The 22628-nt window shown below is 52.1% G+C and carries 20 protein-coding genes; 18 read left to right on the plus strand and 2 right to left on the minus strand.

Going from position 1 to position 22628, the window contains the following annotated elements:
* Positions 1-80 precede the first annotated feature (80 nt).
* From asnC to ACQ3G7_RS20545, 13 genes are all read left to right on the plus strand, one after another.
* Positions 81-539 carry a transcriptional regulator AsnC gene (asnC, locus tag ACQ3G7_RS20485; RefSeq protein ID WP_007369362.1) on the plus strand — a complete coding sequence of 153 codons (459 nt, stop codon included), beginning with the start codon at positions 81-83 and terminating at the stop codon, positions 537-539.
* Between the two features lie 119 nt (positions 540-658).
* The gene (mioC, locus tag ACQ3G7_RS20490) at positions 659-1108 is read left to right on the plus strand and encodes an FMN-binding protein MioC (RefSeq protein ID WP_263098658.1); all 450 of its coding nucleotides are present in this window, start codon (positions 659-661) and stop codon (positions 1106-1108) included.
* A gap of 372 nt (positions 1109-1480) precedes the next feature.
* Positions 1481-3370 (plus strand): tRNA uridine-5-carboxymethylaminomethyl(34) synthesis enzyme MnmG, encoded by a 1890-nt coding sequence (mnmG, locus tag ACQ3G7_RS20495; protein WP_263098659.1) that lies wholly within the window; start codon positions 1481-1483, stop codon positions 3368-3370.
* 51 nt (positions 3371-3421) lie between these two features.
* Positions 3422-4045: a 16S rRNA (guanine(527)-N(7))-methyltransferase RsmG gene (rsmG, locus tag ACQ3G7_RS20500; protein WP_430891681.1), complete on the plus strand. Its 624-nt coding sequence runs from the start codon at positions 3422-3424 to the stop codon at positions 4043-4045.
* 617 nt (positions 4046-4662) lie between these two features.
* Positions 4663-5043 carry a F0F1 ATP synthase subunit I gene (gene atpI, locus ACQ3G7_RS20505; protein ID WP_263098661.1) on the plus strand — a complete coding sequence of 127 codons (381 nt, stop codon included), beginning with the start codon at positions 4663-4665 and terminating at the stop codon, positions 5041-5043.
* An 8-nt stretch (positions 5044-5051) separates the two neighbouring features.
* Positions 5052-5870, plus strand: a complete 819-nt coding sequence (gene atpB / locus ACQ3G7_RS20510; RefSeq protein WP_263098662.1) for a F0F1 ATP synthase subunit A — start codon at positions 5052-5054, stop codon at positions 5868-5870.
* A 48-nt stretch (positions 5871-5918) separates the two neighbouring features.
* On the plus strand, positions 5919-6158 hold the full coding sequence (gene atpE / locus ACQ3G7_RS20515) for a F0F1 ATP synthase subunit C (protein ID WP_000429386.1): 240 nt from the start codon (positions 5919-5921) through the stop codon (positions 6156-6158).
* 58 nt (positions 6159-6216) lie between these two features.
* The gene (gene atpF, locus ACQ3G7_RS20520; RefSeq protein ID WP_017458044.1) at positions 6217-6687 is read left to right on the plus strand and encodes a F0F1 ATP synthase subunit B; all 471 of its coding nucleotides are present in this window, start codon (positions 6217-6219) and stop codon (positions 6685-6687) included.
* 13 nt (positions 6688-6700) lie between these two features.
* Positions 6701-7234 (plus strand): F0F1 ATP synthase subunit delta, encoded by a 534-nt coding sequence (gene atpH, locus ACQ3G7_RS20525; RefSeq protein WP_061499591.1) that lies wholly within the window; start codon positions 6701-6703, stop codon positions 7232-7234.
* A gap of 12 nt (positions 7235-7246) precedes the next feature.
* A complete protein-coding gene (gene atpA, locus ACQ3G7_RS20530) occupies positions 7247-8788 on the plus strand; it encodes a F0F1 ATP synthase subunit alpha (protein WP_263098663.1) in 1542 nt (513 codons plus the stop codon).
* A gap of 50 nt (positions 8789-8838) precedes the next feature.
* Positions 8839-9702, plus strand: coding sequence for a F0F1 ATP synthase subunit gamma (gene atpG, locus ACQ3G7_RS20535; protein ID WP_263098664.1), 864 nt, complete (start codon positions 8839-8841; stop codon positions 9700-9702).
* A gap of 26 nt (positions 9703-9728) precedes the next feature.
* A complete protein-coding gene (atpD, locus tag ACQ3G7_RS20540; protein ID WP_263098665.1) occupies positions 9729-11111 on the plus strand; it encodes a F0F1 ATP synthase subunit beta in 1383 nt (460 codons plus the stop codon).
* A 20-nt stretch (positions 11112-11131) separates the two neighbouring features.
* A complete protein-coding gene (locus tag ACQ3G7_RS20545) occupies positions 11132-11551 on the plus strand; it encodes a F0F1 ATP synthase subunit epsilon (protein WP_061499604.1) in 420 nt (139 codons plus the stop codon).
* A 337-nt stretch (positions 11552-11888) separates the two neighbouring features.
* Here the strand turns inward: ACQ3G7_RS20545 and ACQ3G7_RS20550 are convergent, their stop codons facing one another.
* Positions 11889-14009 (minus strand): right-handed parallel beta-helix repeat-containing protein, encoded by a 2121-nt coding sequence (locus ACQ3G7_RS20550; RefSeq protein ID WP_430891711.1) that lies wholly within the window; start codon positions 14007-14009, stop codon positions 11889-11891.
* Between the two features lie 344 nt (positions 14010-14353).
* Here ACQ3G7_RS20550 and glmU point away from each other — a divergent pair, with 344 nt between their 5' ends.
* The 4 genes from glmU (at position 14354) to ACQ3G7_RS20570 (ending at position 20586) form a co-directional block, all read left to right on the plus strand.
* Positions 14354-15724 carry a bifunctional UDP-N-acetylglucosamine diphosphorylase/glucosamine-1-phosphate N-acetyltransferase GlmU gene (gene glmU, locus ACQ3G7_RS20555; RefSeq protein ID WP_430891713.1) on the plus strand — a complete coding sequence of 457 codons (1371 nt, stop codon included), beginning with the start codon at positions 14354-14356 and terminating at the stop codon, positions 15722-15724.
* Between the two features lie 194 nt (positions 15725-15918).
* Positions 15919-17748 (plus strand): glutamine--fructose-6-phosphate transaminase (isomerizing), encoded by a 1830-nt coding sequence (gene glmS / locus ACQ3G7_RS20560; protein ID WP_263101001.1) that lies wholly within the window; start codon positions 15919-15921, stop codon positions 17746-17748.
* Between the two features lie 225 nt (positions 17749-17973).
* Positions 17974-20232, plus strand: a complete 2259-nt coding sequence (locus tag ACQ3G7_RS20565; protein WP_430891715.1) for a type VI secretion system Vgr family protein — start codon at positions 17974-17976, stop codon at positions 20230-20232.
* Between the two features lie 12 nt (positions 20233-20244).
* The gene (locus ACQ3G7_RS20570; protein WP_430891717.1) at positions 20245-20586 is read left to right on the plus strand and encodes a hypothetical protein; all 342 of its coding nucleotides are present in this window, start codon (positions 20245-20247) and stop codon (positions 20584-20586) included.
* Positions 20587-20632: 46 nt separating this feature from the next.
* Here the strand turns inward: ACQ3G7_RS20570 and ACQ3G7_RS20575 are convergent, their stop codons facing one another.
* Positions 20633-21022 (minus strand): hypothetical protein, encoded by a 390-nt coding sequence (locus ACQ3G7_RS20575; RefSeq protein WP_430891719.1) that lies wholly within the window; start codon positions 21020-21022, stop codon positions 20633-20635.
* 440 nt (positions 21023-21462) lie between these two features.
* Here ACQ3G7_RS20575 and pstS point away from each other — a divergent pair, with 440 nt between their 5' ends.
* On the plus strand, positions 21463-22503 hold the full coding sequence (gene pstS / locus ACQ3G7_RS20580) for a phosphate ABC transporter substrate-binding protein PstS (protein ID WP_263098671.1): 1041 nt from the start codon (positions 21463-21465) through the stop codon (positions 22501-22503).
* Positions 22504-22628 lie beyond the last annotated feature (125 nt).

Consider the following 22628-nt stretch of genomic DNA (forward strand, 5'->3'; position numbering starts at 1 on the left):
TAAAAAGCCACCAGTGCTTTTGAATCGATAAAATCACAGGTTAAAATGGAAAGAATCACTATTCTTCATAAGAAAATCCTATGGAAAATTATCAGATCGACAATCTGGACCGCGGCATCCTCGACGCCTTAATGGCAAATGCGCGTACTGCTTACGCCGAACTGGCTAAACAATTTGGCGTCAGCCCCGGCACCATTCATGTTCGCGTAGAGAAGATGAAGCAGGCCGGGATCATCACCGGTGCGCGCATTGACGTTAGCCCGAAGCAACTGGGTTACGATGTGTGCTGCTTTATTGGCATCATTCTGAAGAGCGCAAAAGATTACCCTTCCGCACTGGCGAAACTCGAAAGCCTGGAAGAAGTGACCGAGGCGTATTACACCACCGGTCACTACAGTATCTTTATTAAGGTAATGTGCCGATCCATCGATGCCCTCCAGCAAGTACTTATCAACAAGATCCAAACAATCGATGAAATTCAGTCCACTGAAACGTTGATTTCCCTGCAAAACCCGATCATGCGTACCATCCGCCCTTAACCGGGCGTTTTCATCCCTGAGTAATACCCGTATTGTCCACAGGTAGATCCCAGCCCGTTCACAGCGTACAATGCACCTCTATTTGTCGCCGGATGGCGAATAAAACGGAGCGGGGCTTCATGGCAGACATCACGCTTATTAGCGGCAGCACGCTTGGCGGTGCGGAATACGTTGCGGAACATCTGGCGGAAAAGCTGGAAGACGCAGGTTTTAGCACTGAGACGTTACATGGCCCGCTATTAGAGGATCTTGCGCCGCAGGGTATCTGGCTGGTGGTCAGTTCAACCCACGGTGCGGGCGATCTTCCTGAAAACCTGCAGCCGTTTTTGGATGATTTGAACGAACAGAAACCGGATCTCTCCGGGGTTCGCTTTGGCGCGATCGGTATTGGCAGCCGTGAATATGACACCTTCTGTCAGGCGATCGAAAAACTGGAAGCATCTTTAAAGGCAAACGGCGCCAGACAGATCGGCGAAACGCTGAAGATCAACATTCTTGATCACGATATTCCGGAAGATCCCGCAGAAGAATGGCTGGGATCCTGGAAAAATTTACTCAATAACGATTAAAGATCGTGCGATCAGATGTGGATAACTCTGCTTAAAAGGTCTTATTAACCGGTAGTTATCCAAAGAATAACGTGAGTTCACTTTTTGAGTTGTGTATAACATCGCATTCTGATCCCAGCTTATACGGTCCAGGATCACCGATCATTCACAGCTAATGATCCAGCCTAATGAATTGATCTTAAAGTGATGATCCGGCTTATCCACAAGCGACCGCGATCCTAATAAGAGATCACAATAGAACAGATCTCTCTACATAAAAGATCTTCTTTTTAATACCCGGGATCCGGATCTTTCTCACTGGACTAAAGTTGAGTAGAATCCACGACCCGGGCTTCAATCCAATTTCTAACCGCTCAGGCGAGGCATACCACCATGTTTTATCCGGATCCTTTTGACGTCATTATCATTGGCGGGGGTCATGCAGGCACTGAGGCCGCAATGGCAGCAGCGCGTATGGGTCAACAGACCCTGCTTTTGACACACAATATCGACACGCTGGGGCAGATGAGCTGCAATCCGGCGATCGGCGGTATTGGGAAAGGACACCTGGTTAAAGAAGTGGATGCCCTGGGCGGACTGATGGCGAAAGCGATCGATCAGGCAGGTATCCAGTTTAGGATACTAAACGCCAGCAAAGGCCCGGCTGTCCGCGCAACCCGCGCACAAGCGGATCGCGTGCTTTACCGCCAGGCTGTGCGTACCGCGTTAGAAAACCAGCCGAACCTGATGATCTTCCAGCAGGCGGTCGAGGATCTGATCGTTGAAAACGATCGTGTAGTGGGCGCCGTCACCCAGATGGGGCTGAAATTCCGCGCCAAAGCAGTTGTGCTGACCGTAGGGACATTCCTTGACGGTAAGATCCATATTGGTCTGGATAACTACAGCGGTGGCCGTGCAGGCGATCCGCCGTCCATTCCTCTGTCACGCCGTTTGCGTGAACTGCCGTTACGCGTAAGCCGCCTGAAAACCGGTACGCCGCCGCGTATCGATGCGCGCACTATCGATTTCAGCGTACTGGCGCAGCAGCATGGCGATAACCCGATGCCGGTCTTCTCGTTTATGGGGAATGCTGCTCAGCATCCGCGTCAGGTGCCGTGTTACGTTACGCACACCAATGAAAAAACCCACGACGTGATCCGCAATAACCTCGATCGCAGCCCCATGTATGCCGGCGTGATCGAAGGGATCGGTCCTCGTTACTGCCCGTCGATCGAAGACAAAGTGATGCGCTTTGCCGATCGCAACCAGCATCAGATCTTCCTTGAACCGGAAGGACTGACATCTAACGAAATTTATCCGAACGGCATCTCCACCAGCTTGCCGTTCGATGTGCAAATGCAGATTGTCCGTTCAATGCAAGGGATGGAAAACGCCAAAATCGTCCGTCCTGGCTACGCCATTGAGTACGATTTCTTCGATCCGCGCGACCTGAAACCGACCCTGGAAAGCAAATTCATTCACGGTCTGTTCTTTGCTGGCCAAATCAACGGCACGACCGGTTACGAAGAAGCCGCGGCGCAGGGGCTGTTGGCAGGTCTGAACGCCGCGCGTGCCTCTGCTGACAAAGAGGGCTGGGCGCCACGCCGCGATCAGGCTTATCTCGGCGTACTGGTGGATGATCTCTGCACGCTGGGTACCAAAGAGCCGTACCGTATGTTTACCTCTCGTGCGGAATACCGCCTGATGCTGCGTGAAGACAACGCGGATTTACGTTTGACGGAAGCCGGTCGTGAACTTGGCCTGGTGGACGATGAGCGTTGGGCGCGCTTCAATGAGAAACTGGAAAGCATTGAACGTGAGCGTCAACGCCTGAAATCACAATGGGTATCGCCAGCTTCTGAACATGCGCCGGCGGTCAATACGCTGCTGACTGCGCCATTGTCTCGCGAAGCCAGCGGTGAAGATCTGCTGCGTCGCCCTGAAATGACCTACCAGCAACTGGTGCAACTGACGCCATTTGCGCCGGGTCTGGACGATCCGCAAGCCGCTGAGCAGGTGGAAATCCAGGTGAAATACGAGGGATACATCGCGCGTCAGCAGGATGAAATCGAGAAACAGCAGCGCAATGAGAACACCTTACTGCCTGCCTCGCTGGATTATCGTCAGGTAAACGGGCTGTCTAACGAAGTGATCGCCAAACTCAACGATCATAAACCGTCTTCCATCGGTCAGGCGTCACGCATCTCCGGGATCACCCCCGCAGCCATCTCCATTCTGCTGGTATGGCTGAAAAAACAAGGTATGCTGCGCCGCAGCGCATAATCTTAGTCGTATGCCCGGTTTACCGGGCATAGCAATCCCAGGGTATCAACCGTGCTTAACAAACTCTCTCGTCTGCTGGATGAAGCGGGCATTTCGTTGTCCGATCACCAGCAGCAACAACTGGTGGGTTACGTCAACCTGCTGCACAAATGGAACAAAGCCTACAACCTGACGTCGGTGCGCGATCCGAATGAGATGCTGATCCGCCATATCCTCGACAGTATCGTGGTGGCGCCTTATCTGCAGGGCACGCGTTTTATCGATGTTGGCACCGGCCCTGGTTTACCCGGTATTCCTCTCTCCATCGTCCGTCCTGAATCGCATTTCACCCTGCTTGATAGCCTGGGCAAGCGCGTGCGCTTTTTGCGTCAGGTCCAGCATGAACTGCATCTTGAGAATATCGCGCCGGTACAGAGTCGTGTGGAAGACTTCCCGGCGGAACCGCCGTTTGATGGGGTGATCAGCCGGGCTTTTGCTTCGCTGAATGACATGGTGAGCTGGTGTCGGCATTTGCCCGGCGAGCAGGGTCGTTTTTACGCGCTGAAAGGCCTGGTGCCAGAAGACGAGATTACTCTGTTGCCTGCTGAATTTACGGTGGAAAGTATTGAGAAACTGCATGTTCCGCACCTTGAAGGCGAACGCCATCTGGTGGTTGTTAAGGCAAATAAAGTTTAATTTTTATCAAAAAATGTAGAATTCGTGCTGTTCTGTGGATGTTAAAAATCGGCATAAAAAGCGGAGATACGTTCAGTTACATTTAACCTGGCATTTACCAGGATTTATCCGACTTTTAACGTCAGTTTTATTATTCACAGGGATAATAGTCAACTGCGAAAATATCAGCGCGCTAAAAGTCGGCGCAGATAATCAAAAACAGATGTTAAATAATTATTATAAATGTCAATGAAACGTTTTTGTTATATTTGCGGCTGTTTTAAAAAGAGTTGTGATAATTCATCTTAAATATCAGAAAGATGAAAAGTGGCAATTTACCGGCATGATTAATATGGCAGGCGCATAAATGTTTGTTTTGTGACCGAGTGCACGCTTTGGTAGCAGGTTTTTCGCGTTATTTGCAGTTTTGCCCGAAGGTTCACAGTTTCGCCAAAAGTTGAAAAATAGCCGTCGGGAAAATTATTTAAACATTTATTCACCTTTTCGCTACTTATTGTTTGAAATCACGAGGCCGAACCGTATAATTTGACCGCTTTTTGCTGCTTGACTCCGGGCCTTAAAGAACGTTTTATACGACACGCGGCATACCTCAAAGGGAGCAGGAGTGAAGAAACGTGATGTCTGTGTCGCTCTTTAGTCAAAACATTGCACGCAAGCTTCTGCTTATTCAGTTTCTGGCAGTAATGGCAAGTGGATTGCTGTTTAGCCTCAAAGACCCCTTCTGGGGCATTTCCGCCGTGTGCGGAGGTATGGCAGTCTTATTGCCAAATATGTTGTTTATGATTTTTGCCTGGCGTCATCAGGCGCTTACACCTGCTAAAGGCCGAGTGGCCTGGACCTTCGCCCTCGGCGAAGCAATCAAGGTGTTGGTGACATTCGTGTTGCTGGTGGTGGCGCTGGCGGTATTCAGGGTGGCGTTTTTGCCGCTGATAGTCACGTGGGTTTCGGTGCTAGTAGTTCAGATACTGGCACCCGCTGTAATTAACAACAAAGGGTAAGAGGCATCATGTCTGCAGGAGAAATCTCAACACCGCAGGAGTACATAGGTCACCATCTGAATAACCTTCAGATCGATCTGCGTACGTTCTCGCTGGTGGATCCGCATAACCCCCCGGCCACCTTCTGGACGCTCAATATCGACTCCATGTTTTTCTCGGTGGTACTGGGTCTGTTGTTCCTGATGATGTTCCGTAGCGTAGCGAAAAAAGCCACCAGCGGCGTCCCGGGAAAATTCCAGACTGCAATTGAGCTGGTGATTGGTTTTGTCCATGGTAGCGTCAAAGACATGTACCACGGCAAAAGCAAACTTATCGCTCCGTTGGCCCTGACGATTTTCGTCTGGGTATTCCTGATGAACCTGATGGATTTGCTGCCTATCGATTTTCTCCCGCTTATCGGTGAGAAAGTTCTGGGGCTGCCTGCGCTGCGTGTGGTGCCGTCTGCAGACGTCAACATCACGCTGTCTATGGCGCTGGGCGTATTTATCCTGATTCTGTTCTACAGCATCAAAATGAAGGGTATTGGCGGTTTCGCTAAAGAGCTGACTCTCCAGCCGTTCAACCATCCGGTATTTATTCCGGTAAACCTTATCCTTGAGGGCGTGAGCCTGCTGTCCAAACCGGTTTCTCTCGGTCTGCGACTGTTCGGCAACATGTACGCGGGTGAGTTGATTTTCATTCTGATCGCGGGTCTTCTGCCGTGGTGGTCACAGTGGATTCTGAATGTGCCGTGGGCCATTTTCCACATCCTGATCATTACGCTGCAAGCCTTTATTTTCATGGTTCTGACGATTGTCTATCTGTCGATGGCATCTGAAGAGCATTGATTTTTAACAACACTACTACGTTTTAACTGAAACAAACTGGAGACTGTCATGGAAAACCTGAATATGGATCTGCTGTACATGGCTGCCGCTGTGATGATGGGTCTGGCGGCAATCGGTGCTGCGATCGGTATCGGCATCCTCGGGGGCAAATTCCTGGAAGGCGCAGCGCGTCAACCTGATCTGATTCCTCTGCTGCGTACTCAGTTCTTTATCGTTATGGGTCTGGTGGATGCTATCCCAATGATCGCTGTGGGTCTGGGTCTGTACGTGATGTTTGCTGTCGCGTAGTAAGAGTTGCTTTCCAAGCAATTGTTTAGAACGTTAACCAGATAAGAGGCATTGTGCTGTGAATCTAAACGCAACAATCCTCGGCCAGGCCATCGCGTTTGTCCTGTTCGTTCTGTTCTGCATGAAGTATGTATGGCCGCCGTTAATGGCTGCCATCGAAAAACGTCAGAAAGAAATTGCTGACGGTCTCGCTTCCGCAGAACGAGCTAAAAAGGACCTTGACCTTGCACAGGCCAATGCGACCGACCAGCTGAAAAAAGCGAAAGCAGAAGCTCAGGTAATCATCGAACAGGCGAACAAACGCCGTTCTCAGATCCTGGACGAAGCGAAAGCAGAAGCCGAGCAGGAACGTACCAAAATCGTGGCGCAGGCGCAGGCGGAAATTGACGCCGAGCGTAAACGTGCTCGCGAAGAGCTGCGTAAACAAGTGGCTCTGCTGGCTGTTGCCGGCGCCGAGAAAATCATTGAGCGTTCCGTGGATGAAGCTGCTAACAGCGACATCGTGAATAAACTGGTCGCTGAACTGTAAGGAGGAGGGGCTGATGTCTGAATTTGTAACGGTAGCTCGCCCCTACGCCAAAGCAGCTTTTGACTTTGCCGTTGAAAACCAGAGTGTTGATCGCTGGCAGGATATGCTGGCGTTTGCCGCCGAGGTAACTAAAAACGAGCAAATGGCCGAGCTCCTCTCCGGTGCGTTAGCACCGGAAACGCTCGCTGAGTCGTTTATCGCCATCTGTGGGGAGCAACTGGACGCCAAAGGTCAGAACCTGATTCGGGTAATGGCTGAAAATGGACGTCTGAAAGTGCTCCCTGATGTTCTTGAGCAGTTTGTTCATTTGCGTGCAGCCAGCGAGGCTACAGCAGACGTTGAAGTCACGTCCGCAACCGCATTGAGCGAAGAGCAGCTCACGAAAATCAGCGCAGCGATGGAAAAACGACTGTCACGTAAAGTGAAGCTGAATTGCAAAATCGATAAGTCTGTTATGGCAGGCGTTATCATCCGAGCGGGTGATACTGTGATTGATGGCAGCGTTCGCGGCCGTCTTGAACGCCTTGCAGACGTCTTGCAGTCTTAAGGGGACTGGAGCATGCAACTGAATTCCACCGAAATCAGCGAACTGATCAAGCAGCGCATTGCTCAGTTCAGTGTTGTGAGTGAAGCTCACAACGAAGGTACTATTGTTTCTGTAAGCGACGGTGTTATCCGCATTCACGGCCTTGCCGATTGTATGCAGGGCGAGATGATTTCTCTGCCGGGTAACCGTTACGCTATCGCACTGAACCTGGAGCGCGACTCCGTGGGTGCAGTGGTGATGGGTCCGTACGCTGACCTTGCCGAAGGCATGAAGGTTAAATGTACTGGCCGTATCCTCGAAGTTCCGGTTGGCCGTGGCCTGTTGGGCCGTGTGGTGAACACCCTGGGTGCGCCAATCGACGGTAAAGGTCCGGTTGATAACGATGGCTTCTCGCCAATCGAAGTTATCGCACCGGGCGTTATCGATCGTCAGTCCGTCGATCAGCCGGTTCAAACGGGTTATAAATCCGTTGATGCCATGATCCCAATCGGTCGTGGTCAGCGTGAATTGATCATCGGTGACCGTCAGACCGGTAAAACCGCGATGGCAATCGATGCGATCATCAACCAGCGCGATTCTGGCATCAAATGCGTATACGTTGCTATCGGCCAGAAAGCGTCCACCATTTCCAACGTGGTGCGTAAACTGGAAGAGCACGGCGCGCTGTCCAACACCATCGTTGTGGTTGCAACCGCTTCTGAATCTGCCGCACTGCAATACCTGGCACCGTATGCCGGTTGCGCAATGGGCGAATACTTCCGTGACCGCGGTGAAGATGCGCTGATCGTTTACGATGACCTGTCTAAACAGGCAGTCGCTTATCGTCAGGTGTCCCTGCTGCTCCGTCGTCCGCCAGGACGTGAAGCATTCCCGGGCGACGTATTCTATCTCCACTCTCGTCTGCTGGAGCGCGCATCCCGCGTTAACGCTGAATACGTTGAAGCCTTCACCAAAGGTGAAGTGAAAGGTAAAACCGGTTCCCTGACCGCGCTGCCGATCATTGAAACCCAGGCGGGTGACGTTTCTGCGTTCGTTCCGACCAACGTAATTTCTATTACCGATGGTCAGATCTTCCTGGAAACCAACCTGTTTAACTCCGGTATTCGTCCGGCGGTTAACCCGGGTATTTCTGTATCTCGTGTGGGCGGTGCTGCTCAGACCAAGATCATCAAGAAACTGTCTGGTGGTATCCGTACCGCGCTGGCGCAGTATCGTGAACTGGCAGCGTTCTCTCAGTTCGCTTCCGATCTGGATGAAGCAACCCGTAAACAACTGAGCCACGGTCAGAAAGTGACCGAGCTGCTGAAGCAAAAACAGTACGCTCCAATGTCTGTTGCTCAGCAGGGTCTGGTGCTGTTCGCGGCTGAACGCGGTTACCTCGAAGATGTGGAACTGGCGAAAATCGGTAGCTTCGAAGCCGCTCTGCTGGCTTACGCTGACCGTGATCACGCTCCGCTGATGCAAGAGATCAACCAGTCCGGTGGCTATAACGACGAAATCGAAGGCAAGCTGAAAGGCATCCTCGATTCCTTCAAAGCAACCCAGTCCTGGTAACGTCTGGCGGCTTGTCTTAGGGCAGGCCGCAAGGCATTGAGGAGAAGCTCATGGCCGGCGCAAAAGAGATACGTAGTAAGATCGCAAGCGTCCAGAACACGCAAAAGATCACTAAAGCGATGGAGATGGTCGCCGCTTCCAAAATGCGTAAATCGCAGGATCGCATGGCGTCCAGCCGTCCTTATGCAGATACCATGCGCAAAGTGATTGGTCACCTTGCGAACGGTAATCTGGAATATAAGCACCCTTACCTGGAAGAACGCGACGTTAAACGCGTGGGCTACCTGGTGGTGTCGACCGACCGTGGTCTGTGCGGTGGTTTGAACATTAACCTGTTCAAAAAACTGCTGGCGGATATGAAAGCATGGTCCGATAAAGGCGTTCAAAGTGAACTCGCGATGATCGGCTCTAAAGGCGTGTCTTTCTTTAATTCCGTAGGTGGCAACGTTGTCGCTCAGGTAACCGGCATGGGAGATAACCCTTCCCTGTCCGAACTGATCGGCCCGGTAAAAGTCATGTTGCAAGCCTACGACGAAGGTCGTCTCGACAAGCTTTATATTGTTAGCAACAAATTTATCAACACCATGTCTCAGGCTCCGACCATCACTCAGCTGCTGCCGTTACCGGCTGCAGAAGATGAAGAGTTGAAGCGTAAATCCTGGGATTATCTGTACGAACCCGATCCGAAAGCGCTGCTGGATACGCTCCTGCGTCGTTACGTTGAATCTCAGGTTTATCAGGGTGTTGTGGAAAACCTGGCCAGCGAGCAGGCCGCACGTATGGTGGCGATGAAAGCCGCGACCGACAATGGCGGCAGCCTGATTAAAGAGCTGCAGTTGGTATACAACAAAGCTCGTCAGGCCAGCATTACTCAGGAACTCACCGAAATCGTCGGTGGTGCATCCGCGGTATAACCAGGTTAATTCGTAGAGGATTCAAGATGGCTACTGGAAAAATTGTCCAGGTAATCGGCGCCGTAGTTGACGTCGAATTCCCTCAGGATGCCGTACCGCGCGTGTACGATGCTCTTGAGGTTAAGAATGGTAACGAGACGCTGGTGCTGGAAGTTCAGCAGCAGCTGGGCGGCGGTATCGTACGTACCATCGCCATGGGTTCTTCTGACGGTCTGCGTCGCGGTCTGGAAGTTACCGACCTTGCGCACCCGATCGAAGTCCCGGTAGGTAAAGCTACACTGGGTCGTATCATGAACGTGCTCGGTCAGCCGATCGACATGAAAGGCGACATCGGTGAAGAAGAGCGTTGGGCTATCCACCGCGCAGCGCCGTCCTATGAAGAGCTGTCCAGCTCTCAGGAACTGCTGGAAACCGGCATCAAAGTTATCGACCTGATGTGTCCGTTCGCGAAGGGCGGTAAAGTCGGTCTGTTCGGTGGTGCGGGCGTGGGTAAAACCGTAAACATGATGGAGCTGATTCGTAACATCGCGATTGAGCACTCCGGTTACTCTGTGTTTGCGGGCGTGGGTGAACGTACTCGTGAGGGTAACGACTTCTACCACGAAATGACGGACTCCAACGTTCTGGATAAAGTATCCCTGGTTTACGGACAGATGAACGAGCCGCCGGGAAACCGTCTGCGCGTTGCGCTGACCGGCCTGACCATGGCTGAGAAGTTCCGTGACGAAGGTCGTGACGTTCTGCTGTTCGTCGACAACATCTACCGTTATACCCTCGCCGGTACTGAAGTATCCGCACTGCTGGGCCGTATGCCTTCAGCGGTAGGTTACCAGCCGACGCTGGCGGAAGAGATGGGTGTTCTGCAGGAACGTATCACTTCCACCAAAACCGGTTCTATCACCTCCGTGCAGGCGGTATACGTACCTGCGGATGACCTGACTGACCCGTCGCCAGCCACCACCTTTGCGCACCTTGACGCAACCGTGGTACTGAGCCGTCAGATCGCGTCTCTGGGTATCTACCCGGCCGTTGACCCGCTGGACTCCACCAGCCGTCAGTTGGATCCGCTGGTTGTGGGTCAGGAACACTACGACACCGCGCGTGGCGTACAGTCTCTGCTGCAACGTTATCAGGAACTGAAAGACATCATCGCCATCCTCGGTATGGATGAGCTGTCTGAAGAAGACAAACTGGTGGTAGCACGCGCACGTAAGATCCAGCGCTTCCTGTCCCAGCCGTTCTTCGTAGCGGAAGTGTTCACCGGTTCTCCGGGTAAATACGTTTCCCTGAAAGACACCATCCGTGGCTTTAAAGGCATTATGGAAGGCGAATACGATCACCTGCCGGAGCAGGCGTTCTACATGGTTGGTTCCATCGAAGAAGCAGTGGAAAAAGCCAAAAAACTTTAACGCCTTAATCGGAGGGTGATATGGCAATGACTTACCACCTGGACGTCGTCAGCGCAGAGAAACAGATGTTCTCTGGTCTGGTCGAGAAAATCCAGGTAACGGGCAGTGAAGGTGAACTGGGGATTTTCCCGGGGCACGCACCGCTGCTCACCGCCATTAAGCCTGGTATGATCCGCATCGTTAAACAGTTCGGTCATGAAGAGTTTATCTATCTGTCCGGCGGCATTCTTGAAGTGCAACCGAGCAGCGTGACCGTTCTGGCTGATACCGCTATTCGTGGCCAGGATCTCGACGAAGCGCGAGCCCTGGAATCGAAGCGTAAAGCAGAAGAGCACATTAAGAGCTCTCACGGTGACGTGGATTACGCTCAGGCGTCTGCGGAGCTGGCGAAAGCCATCGCGAAACTGCGTGTTATCGAGTTGACTAAAAAAGCGATGTAACACCGGCTTGAACGTTAAAAAGCCAGTCTGGTTTCCAGGCTGGCTTTTTTTATGGTTACGTTTCAGAAAAAATGGAACTGAAAACGCGTTTTATTATTTTGTGACATATATCACAAAAATGTTGATCGGTTAAAAAATGAGGCGTAGACTTCTTTTCTGTGAGGTTCATCACAAAAATCAACTCTGACAAAATCAGGAAGCCATCATGAAACTGATCAACAAAATCATCGCTCTCTTCAGCAACATGAACATCTCTTTCGGGACGTTCAACCACTAATCTGCTGACCTGCTGAGTGGCGCCGCGCTTACCGTAGTGTGATAAGCGAGCGCCATCTGGCTACATCTTCAGTTCCGCCAGTACCGCTTTACTGTCCACTTCTTGCTGTAATGTATTCACGCTTTTGCCGTTGACGATAAAGTAGTTCGTCGCGTCAATATTCCCCACCACCGCATCATCATACTGCCCGACGTTACTGCGTACGGAAATGTTGCCCTTAAACACGCCTTGCGTGGAGGCATCACCGTAAGGACTGGGGCGGAAGATAAAGTTAAAGCGTTGGTTATCCGCAGCAATATTGTTTTCCACCACCAGCTTGCCAGGGTTAAAGTTATCGGTGAAACCGTCCAGATGGTTGCCGGTTGCTTTGCTGTTGCGAACCTGATGAGCGACGGGCTGCCCTTCTCCTCCCAGTTTAAAACCGTTGCTGGTGTTATTGCTGGCAATTGAATTCTCGATCACCACAACACCGTTGCCGCCATCTTCAATCTTGTTGAACAGATCAAAACCGTCGTCAATGTTGTCGTGGGAGTAGCATCTTTCCAGTTTATTCCCCTCACCTACGCGCATTTTTACGGCAAAACCGTCGGCGTTTATTTTCCCCGGATCTTCATTACCCCAGGACTCGGAATCGATCACGCGGTTGTTGCTCGCCCATAATGGACGACCAATATTTTCCGGCGAAGAAATTTGGATACCGGTATCGTCATTACGCCAGGCGACCACCTTTTCGATCAGGTTGTGACTGCCCTGCACGCGCAGGCTCTTGTCTGTGATTTCAATTCCCTTGATATGCCAGTAGCTGGCATCCAGCAGTAACCCATGAATAACCACTTTACCGTCGGCTTGCAGCGTCTTCAGTTTCCCCTGCAATCCGCTGGCGGTAAGCGGGATTTCTGTTCGCGCATAATCCCCCGCTTTCAGTGCCAGGGTGCCGCCTGGCGGCAGCAAATTGATGGCGGTGGCTAAATCCAGCGGTGAGGCAGCCGTACCTTCACCATCCGTTTTTCCGTCGGCTGCGACATGGATTGTTGCAGCGGTTGTTGCGGTTGCTCTCTCTACGTTTATTGTCTGTGTAACCGGGGTTTTGTCATCGCCGCTGGTGGGGGTAAAGGTCAACACAAACGCTGATGTGTCACCTGAAAGCGTGGTGGGGAGCGTGTACATTTCACCCGCTTTTACGGGTTTATCATTACCGATCACCACTTCGTTTTGCCGCACAGTAAACAGACCATCATAGTTGGCGCGTGCCTGAACGGTGTATTTTTCGCTGATACTTTGCGCAGGCGAGGCTATCTGCACAACAACAGGTAATGGTTTGGCCTGCCAGGGTTTGGATGCCACGGTCCGGGCTTTGCTGGTGGTCAGAGAGGCGTCGGAGACAGTGATTTTGGCGTTACGTGAGGCAAAGAAACCAACGTAATACTGCTCGCTGTTCTGTACCGAAATCAAATCGGCATGAGGGATTGTCTGGCTTACCCACTTATCGCTTCCCTGGGGCGCCCATGCGCTAATAAACCCGTCATTGGTACGCTCGAGTTTTAAGCGGAAGGTGGGCGTCTGGCGAAGATCCACCTCTTCCTGGTAACTTTTTTTAGTGATTGCTGCACCCGCGTCACCCCATGGGTGGCTGATCCCTTCGCGGGCGATCGCCTGCATTTTCACGCGGAAATGATCTTTCTTATCCTGCGTCATGATGGCGTTCATCACCATATTGGATGCCGCCGGGAACTCCTCATATCCCTCTTTCAGCGGCTGTTGGCGCGGGTTGCCGATAACATCGCGAACCAGTAAGCCAGCCCCTTCTTGCGCCGCCGGTTTGGCGCCATTTTCCGGGCCGAATTGGTCTACGGTGACGGTGGCCTGTAAGACAAAATTTTCGCTGGTGGGTAGGGTGGTGTAAAAGTAGGTCAGGCCATCGTGAGAGTTCGCAATTTTACCGCCACGGCTTTCGAGTGTGACGGGTTTGGAAAGATCGGCCTGGTCCGCAACGGAAAGTGTCTTGCCATCGATAGTCACATCATTAACGCCTACCTTTTCCGGCAGAACGTTAGAAGAAAAATTCACATCTGTAGATTGCCCGAAAGCAATGGCCCGCCATACAGGAGCCGGTGCGGCCAGTACAGAAGCGGCGATAAGTGAGCTGCAAACGGTTAAGGCGAGAGGTATTTTATAATTCATTTTATGCTCCTGATTGATCATTGCCCGCCATTATTACCAGGATGAAACGCTGTTTCTTTTTTGTGCGTCACACTCTTTAATGATCAAAACGGCGTTTTGTTTTTGCGTAATCTTTATTCAGGATAAAAAAAAACAGCTAACCCTTTGTATAAATTAGTGACAGAGAGGAACGTCGCTAATTTTCAGTGACAAACGCATTTACTCTGCCGTTAAAATAGCCTCCAAATGCGCAGTAACGGTGGATGTTGAGCGTTTCAGCAACACTCCATTTCATGCTGCAAAATATGTAGTATTTTCAACGCTAAAGAGTTTAACTTCTCACTCAAATGACAGTCAGGACGCGTATGTTGAACACAAAAATGAGTGTGGTGATCCTTGCCGCGGGCAAAGGCACACGCATGTATTCCGATCTCCCGAAAGTGCTGCATACCCTTGCAGGGAAGTCGATGGTCCAGCATGTCATTGATGCTGCTACAAATCTTGGCGCAAATAACGTTCATCTGGTTTATGGTCATGGCGGCGATCTGCTGAAAGACACGCTACGCGACGATAAACTCAACTGGGTGCTGCAAGCCGAGCAACTGGGTACCGGCCATGCGATGCAGCAGGCCGCTCCGTTCTTCGCCGATGACGAAGACATTTTGATGCTCTATGGCGATGTCCCGCTGATTTCCGTTGATACGCTGCAACGCCTGCGTGAGGCCAAACCGCAGGGCGGTATTGGGTTGTTGACGGTGAAACTCGACGATCCTACCGGTTATGGCCGGATTACGCGTGAAAATGGCGTGATTACCGGAATTATCGAGCAGAAAGACGCCAGCGAAGCTCAGCGTCAAATCCAGGAAATCAACACAGGCATTCTGGTCGCCAACGGCGGCGATCTGAAGCGCTGGCTCAGTCAACTCACCAACAACAATGCTCAGGGTGAATTCTACATCACCGACATCATCGGTTTTGCCCACCAGGAAGGGCGTGAAATTACCGCCGTTCATCCGCAACGCCTGAGCGAAGTGGAAGGGGTGAACAACCGTCTGCAGTTGTCGCGTCTGGAGCGTGCTTATCAGGCTGAACAGGCTGAGCGGCTGCTGCTGGCGGGCGTTATGCTGCGCGATCCGGCGCGCTTCGACCTGCGCGGCGCGCTGGAGCACGGGCGGGATGTGGAGATCGATGCTAACGTCATTATTGAAGGGCGCGTCAAACTCGGCCATCGCGTGAAGATTGGCGCAGGCTGCGTGATTAAAAACAGCGAAATTGGCGATGATTGCGAAATCAGTCCTTACAGCGTCGTGGAAGATGCCCGGCTGGAAGCTGCGTGCACTATCGGTCCCTTCGCGCGTTTACGCCCGGGCGCCGAACTGCTGGCCGGCGCGCATGTTGGCAACTTCGTTGAAATGAAAAAGGCGCGTCTGGGCAAAGGTTCTAAAGCGGGTCATCTGACCTACCTGGGCGACGCGGACATTGGCGATAACGTGAATATCGGCGCCGGGACAATCACCTGCAACTACGACGGTGCGAATAAGCACAAAACCGTGATTGGCGATGATGTGTTCGTCGGTTCTGACACACAGTTAGTGGCGCCGGTTACGGTGGCCAAAGGCGCTACCATTGCGGCAGGCACGACGGTCACGCGCAACGTGGGCGAAAATGAACTGGTGTTAAGCCGCGTGCCGCAGGTGCAGAAACCGGGCTGGCGTCGCCCGGTGAAGAAGAAATAACCCGTATTTCCAGACCGGATGAGCGTAGCGCCATCCGGCAAGCATTCAGGGATGAGGGGAAAGATAATTCCTCCGCCCGCAAAGCAGTACCTATAAAAATAACCCCACTCTCTACAAGGCTCGGGGCGTCCGGAAACGGGCATACAGGTTGACCGACAACAAAAGGCGTCATGCCAAAATCGGAATCTAAAAATATGTGTGGAATTGTTGGCGCAGTCGCGCAGCGTGATGTTGCAGAAATCCTTCTCGAAGGTTTACGTCGTCTGGAATACCGTGGATATGACTCTGCCGGTCTGGCAGTGGTCGATGCAGAAGGTCACATGACCCGCCTGCGTCGTCTCGGTAAAGTGCAGATGCTCTCTCAGGCAGCGGAAGAACACCCGTTGCACGGTGGGACAGGTATTGCTCACACGCGCTGGGCGACCCACGGTGAACCTTCTGAAGGCAACGCGCATCCGCATGTTTCAGACCATATTGTCGTGGTGCATAACGGCATCATCGAGAACCATGAACCGCTGCGCGAAGTGTTAAAAGCGCGCGGGTATGTGTTTGTGTCTGAAACTGACACCGAAGTGATCGCACACCTGGTGCACTGGGAACTGGAACAGGGCGGCACTCTGCGCGAGGCTGTACTGCGCGCTATTCCGCAGCTGCGCGGTGCATACGGTACGGTGATCATGGATACCCGCGATCCCAGTACGCTGCTGGCCGCACGCTCCGGTAGCCCGCTGGTTATCGGCCTCGGTATGGGGGAAAACTTTATCGCCTCCGACCAGCTGGCGCTCCTGCCGGTGACCCGTCGCTTTATCTTCCTGGAAGAGGGAGATATCGCAGAAGTAACCCGTCGTACGGTTGTTGTTTTCGATAAATCAGGCGCGCAGGTGAAACGCCCGGATATTGAATCCAGTCTGCAATACGATGCGGGCGATAAAGGCATTTATCGTCACTACATGCAGAAAGAGATCTTTGAACAGCCGAATGCCATTAAAAATACCCTGACCGGTCGTATCAGCCACGGCGAAGTGGATCTGAGCGAACTGGGGGCGAATGCCAACGAACTTCTGTCGAAAGTTGAACATATCCAGATCGTTGCCTGCGGAACCTCCTATAACTCCGGTATGGTCTCCCGTTACTGGTTTGAAGCGCTGGCCGGTGTGCCGTGCGATGTGGAAATCGCTTCTGAATTCCGCTACCGCAAATCGGCGGTGCGTCGCAACAGCCTGATGATCACCCTTTCCCAGTCCGGCGAAACGGCGGATACGCTGGCTGCGCTGCGCCTGTCGAAAGAGCTGGGCTACCTTGGTTCGCTGGCGATTTGTAACGTTCCGGGTTCATCACTGGTGCGTGAATCCAACCTGGCGATGATGACCAATGCCGGCACTGAAATTGGCGTAGCATCCACCAAGGCTTTCACCACACAGCTCACGGTTCTGCTGCTGCTGGTGGCGAAACTGAGCCGCCTGAAAGGGCTGGATGCGTCTATCGAGCACGACATCGTTCATGGTCTGCAGGCGCTGCCGAGCCGTATTGAGCAGATGCTGTCGCAGGATAAACGCATTGAAGCGCTGGCGGAGGATTTCTCCGACAAACACCATGCGCTGTTCCTGGGGCGTGGCGATCAGTATCCGATTGCGCTGGAAGGCGCGCTGAAACTGAAAGAGATCTCCTATATCCACGCAGAAGCGTACGCGGCAGGCGAACTGAAACATGGCCCTCTGGCGCTGATTGATGCCGATATGCCGGTGATTGTGGTTGCGCCGAACAACGAATTGCTGGAAAAACTGAAGTCCAATATCGAAGAGGTTCGCGCGCGCGGTGGCGTGCTGTATGTCTTTGCCGATCAGGATGCTGGTTTCACCAGCAGCGACAACCTGCATATCATTGAGATGCCGCATGTTGAAGAGATGATCGCGCCGATTTTCTACACCGTGCCGCTGCAATTGCTGGCGTACCACGTTGCGTTGATCAAAGGCACTGACGTTGACCAGCCGCGTAACCTGGCGAAATCCGTCACAGTAGAATAATCCGATAATGCGGCGCTGACGCCGTTACGGTCTGCGGTTTAACCGTACTGTAAACAAATCCGGTCATGCTTTTTAAAAAGCATACCGGATTTTTTTTATGGTCAGCCCGAGAGACGCATTACCGGAATCAGACATTGCGCGGAATGTTCCGCGGCTGGCTATCTCTGCTGGAGCACTTGCCGCTCCTTTGTTTCGCCTACCGTTGAACCTGCCCGGAGATGAGCAATGTCTTCCCGCATAACCGTCAAACTTACCGCCGCGCCGGACCTGCTTTTCTGGAAAATGGCTGGCAGTGAATCCCTCTCTGAACCCTTTGAATATCAGCTCACTGTACTCGGGGAAGATGCCCGAACAGACAGAAGCCAGATACTGGGGCAATCTGTCAGCGTTGAAATACCGGGCCAAGGCGCGCTTGCAACGCGTTATCTCAACGGAAAAGCCACCAGCGTGGCGGTCGCTTCCGTAGAGCTTTCCGGGCAGCGTTACGCGGCTTATCAGCTCACCGTTGAGTCGGATCTCTGGCCGATGCGGCTGGAGCGAAACATGCGTATTTTTCAGGCGCAGACGGTTCCGCAAATCGTTCAGACCCTGCTGACGGAACATGGGGTGAAGCTGGATAATCAGCTCACAGCCAGTTATCGAATCTGGGAGTACTGCGTGCAGTATCAGGAAAGCAGCCTGGATTTCATCCGACGCTTGATGGAGCTGGAAGGCATCTCCTGGTATTTTCGCCACACGACAGATAGCCATACGCTGGTGCTCATCGACGCCGGTTCTGCGTTTCCTGCGGCAGATGGTTATGACGTCATCCCCTATATACAGACCCCGGTTGGCGGCGTGGCGGATGTTGAAGGCATTAGTCAGTGGTTGATGGAAGATCGCGTCACGCCGGGTATTTTCAGTACCGAGGACTACGACTTCCGTAAACCGAATGCCTGGCTTTTCCAGGCACGCCAGAACCCCGCGTCGCCGTCGCCTGGCCGTATTGATGTGTATGAATGGCCGGGGCGTTTTGTTGAGCAAAACGACGGGGAATATTATGCCCGCATCAAACAGGAACGCTGGCAGGTCGATCACCAGCAGACCACGGGAACAGCCACTGCGATCGGCATTGCGGCCGGGCATACCTTTCAGCTCATTAACGCCCCTTTTACGCAGGATAATGGCCGCTATCTGGTGACAAAAACCTGGTTGCAGTTGGAAGAAAACCGCTATGCCAGCGGTGATGAGGGCGACAGTTCCCGGTTGATTAGCTTTAGCGTGATCCCGGCTTCTCTGACCTGGCGACCGGAGCAAAAAACCGCCTGGCCGCGAACATATGGCCCGCAAACCGCTCGCGTAGTCGGCCCGGAGGGGGAACCTATCTGGACCGATAAATACGGGCGGGTAAAAGTGAAATTCCACTGGGACAGGCTGGGGAAAAGTGATGAAACCAGCTCATGCTGGGTGCGTGTATCCAGTGCGTGGGCCGGTCAGGGATTTGGTGGTGTTCAGATCCCGCGCGTTGGCGATGAAGTGGTGATTGATTTTATCAACGGCGATCCCGACCGTCCGATGGTGACCGGGCGCGTATATAACGAGGCGAATATGCCGCCCTGGGCACTGCCCGCTGCCGCAACGGTAATGGGGTTTATGACGCGATCGAAAACCGGGAATTGCGACAACGCCAGCTATCTGCTGTTTGAAGATAAACTCGGATCTGAGCGGGTGGATTTGCACGCGGAAAAGGACATGAATGTTTCGGTCGAAAATAATCAGGTAATTACGGTCGACGGTAACCGTAGCCTGACCGTACTGGGTGAGCTTGATGATGAGGTGACGAAACGCGCAGGCTTCAAATACCATGCGACGCGCACCACGGAAGTGACGGATAAAGAGACCCGAACGGTGGGCAATGGAGAGGAAACCACCATTACGAATGGCCGCGTGATGCGGGTAACCAGCGGTGGTGAAACGGTGACGGTAAAAGGCAACCGCACGGAGGATATTGACGGGACCTCATCGCAACATATTACCGGTCTGGTGAGCTATACCTTTGATAACGGCGTCTCGTCATTTATTACCGGCTCCCGACAAGAGACGATTTCGCAAAACCTGAGCCAAACGATCACCGGCAATAACATCACAACCATCGAAGGGGCGTGGACCCAGAAAATAGCGCAGGGCGCGACAATCTCTTCCCCTAAACTGATCACCATTGCGAGTGATGAAAAGGTGCACATTAAAACGCCACAAGCGCTTGAATATAAAGACCATAAAGAGACGGTTTCCCTGTTTTCTTTTGATTTTACCGCCCTGAAGGTGGTCACCGAGGGCGCGTCGTTTACGGCTACTGCGATCAGCAAGGTAGGATTAACCAATCTGAAGTTCGACAAGTCGGCTTTTGATTTAGCCTCCAGCGAGGGCCGGGTGGCGTTTACCCATGCGATGATGCAATACGGTCAGGTGATGGCCTCGGTTCATGGCTTAACGATGTTTATGTAAGGGATTGATTAAATGAAGTTTGTTATCATTTTTTCGGTAGTATTTATCGTCGGTATGGTCGCTTATATCGTCTATCTGTTTAACCGTGACCATAAGATCCAGACGCAGGGTCGTGAATTGCAGGCCACCGTCGAAGAGGTCAGCTACATCAGCTCAAATGACAATGGCACCATTAACATCAAGTATCGGCTCGCGTTGCCGGAAGGGGCGGCCACCCGTTCCGTGGAGGGGAAAGAGACCATTTCTGCCTTTAACGCATCAAAAATACAGAAAGGCAATAAAGTGGATATTAAGTATCTGGACGATCAACACATTCTGTTTATGTTTGATAAACAGCAAGCGCCTGGCAGCTAGCCGCAGCGTAAAAAAAAGAGGTTGCCCGATGGCAACCTCTTCTGACTTATTTAACCTTACGGCTCAGATCATCAAGCTTGTTTTCCAGCGAACTGATGCTGCGTTGCATGTCATCAACTTTACGGCTTAATTCATCATTGCGTCTTTGCAGGTTTTCCCTGTCCCGCCCCATTTCCGATAGCGTTTTTTTCATATCAGAGATGTCTTCTTTTTGTTTTGGCATATATTCCTGAATGTCTCTGAGTTTACTTACGCTCAGGTAATCCGAGGGGACGATAGTTGCATTACCCGTGTCATGTTCTGTGCCCTGCAAAACCATTACCGAATCAGACTGATAACCCGAGGATCCAAGAGACACGGGTCTGTCGGCGGCATGCCCGTATGTGGCTGGAAGAAACGAAAGCAATCCGATAGCAACAGCAACTGATTTAATCATCATCATTCCTTAGGGTTTAACGTGTTGCATCAACAAGGGTCCGACGTCGTAGCTATATAAATACGAAACCAGGGGCTTGTCTGCTACCTGTTCCTGGTAGCCCTTGTTCGCCGAAAATCGGTGGCGGATGATTGCTAAATCAATGGGAAAGGGATCGCGGGCTGGGGGCGAGATAATTGCGTTTTTTCTGGAAACGCTTTATGACAAATCCTGATTTTCAGCTACGTTTGGATTGTCATAAAAAGAAAATATGCGTGTAATGAAGATGTGGTAAATGAAGTTTATTTCATTGATTTATAATGATTTTTAATAATTCAGCAATGATATTTCTTCGCTGTCATTAAACAGTAACAATCATTGCATATAACTGTCATCAAAGTGTCCTATTTTGCTCCGAGTAGCAACTCAAACAACGATTTACGAATCTTGCAGGAGACATTATGAACGTTATGCGTACCACTGTCGCAACTGTTGTCGCCGCGACCTTATCTCTGAGCGCTTTTGCCGCCAATGCCGCGGCAAGCCTGACCGGTGCTGGTGCAACTTTCCCTGCGCCGGTGTATGCCAAATGGGCTGATACCTACCAGAAAGAAACGGGTAATAAGATTAACTACCAGGGTATCGGTTCTTCTGGCGGCGTGAAACAAATTACGGCTAAAACGGTTGATTTCGGTGCTTCCGACGCCCCGCTGGCTGATGACAAACTGGCTCAGGAAGGCCTGTTCCAGTTCCCGACCGTAATCGGCGGTATCGTACTGGCTATCAACGTCCCGGGCATTAAATCCGGCGAGCTGGTGCTGGACGGTAAAACGCTGGGCGATATCTACCTGGGCAACATCAAAAAATGGGATGACGCAGCGATTGCGAAACTCAACCCAGGCCTGAAACTGCCGGCGCAGAACATCGCTGTTGTGCGTCGCGCTGATGGTTCCGGCACCTCTTTCGTCTTCACCAGCTACCTGGCGAAAGTCAACGAAGAGTGGAAATCCAAAGTAGGCTCTGGCTCCACTGTTAACTGGCCGACCGGTCTGGGCGGTAAAGGCAACGACGGTATCGCTGCATTCGTACAGCGTCTGCCGGGTTCCATTGGTTATGTTGAATATGCTTACGCTAAGCAGAACAACCTGGCCTACACCAAACTGCTGTCTGCAGATGGTAAAGCGGTTAGCCCGACTGAAACCAGCTTCTCTAACGCGGCGAAAAATATCGACTGGAGCAAATCCTTTGCTCAGGACCTGACTAACCAGAAAGGCGCGGATGTGTGGCCAATCACCTCCACCACCTTCATCCTGGTGCATAAAGAGCAGGCTAAACCGGAGCAAGGCGCTGAAGTCCTGAAATTCTTCGACTGGGCTTACAAAAAAGGCGGCAAACAAGCTAACGAACTCGACTACGCTACGCTTCCGGAAAGCGTTGTGACTCAGGTTCGCGCTGCATGGAAAGCGAATGTGAAAGACAGCAGCGGTAAAGCGCTGTACTAATTGCAGATTATTGAAGAATATGGCGAGTGGCGCTTACACCACTCGCCTTACAGATTCTCTGTAGGCCCGTAAGCACAAGCATGCGCCTGCGGGCAAATTCGTAAGACGTTAAACTGAAGAGTAAT

It is taken from the genome of Kosakonia sp. N21 (assembly GCF_050587465.1).
Classification (GTDB): Bacteria; Pseudomonadota; Gammaproteobacteria; order Enterobacterales; family Enterobacteriaceae.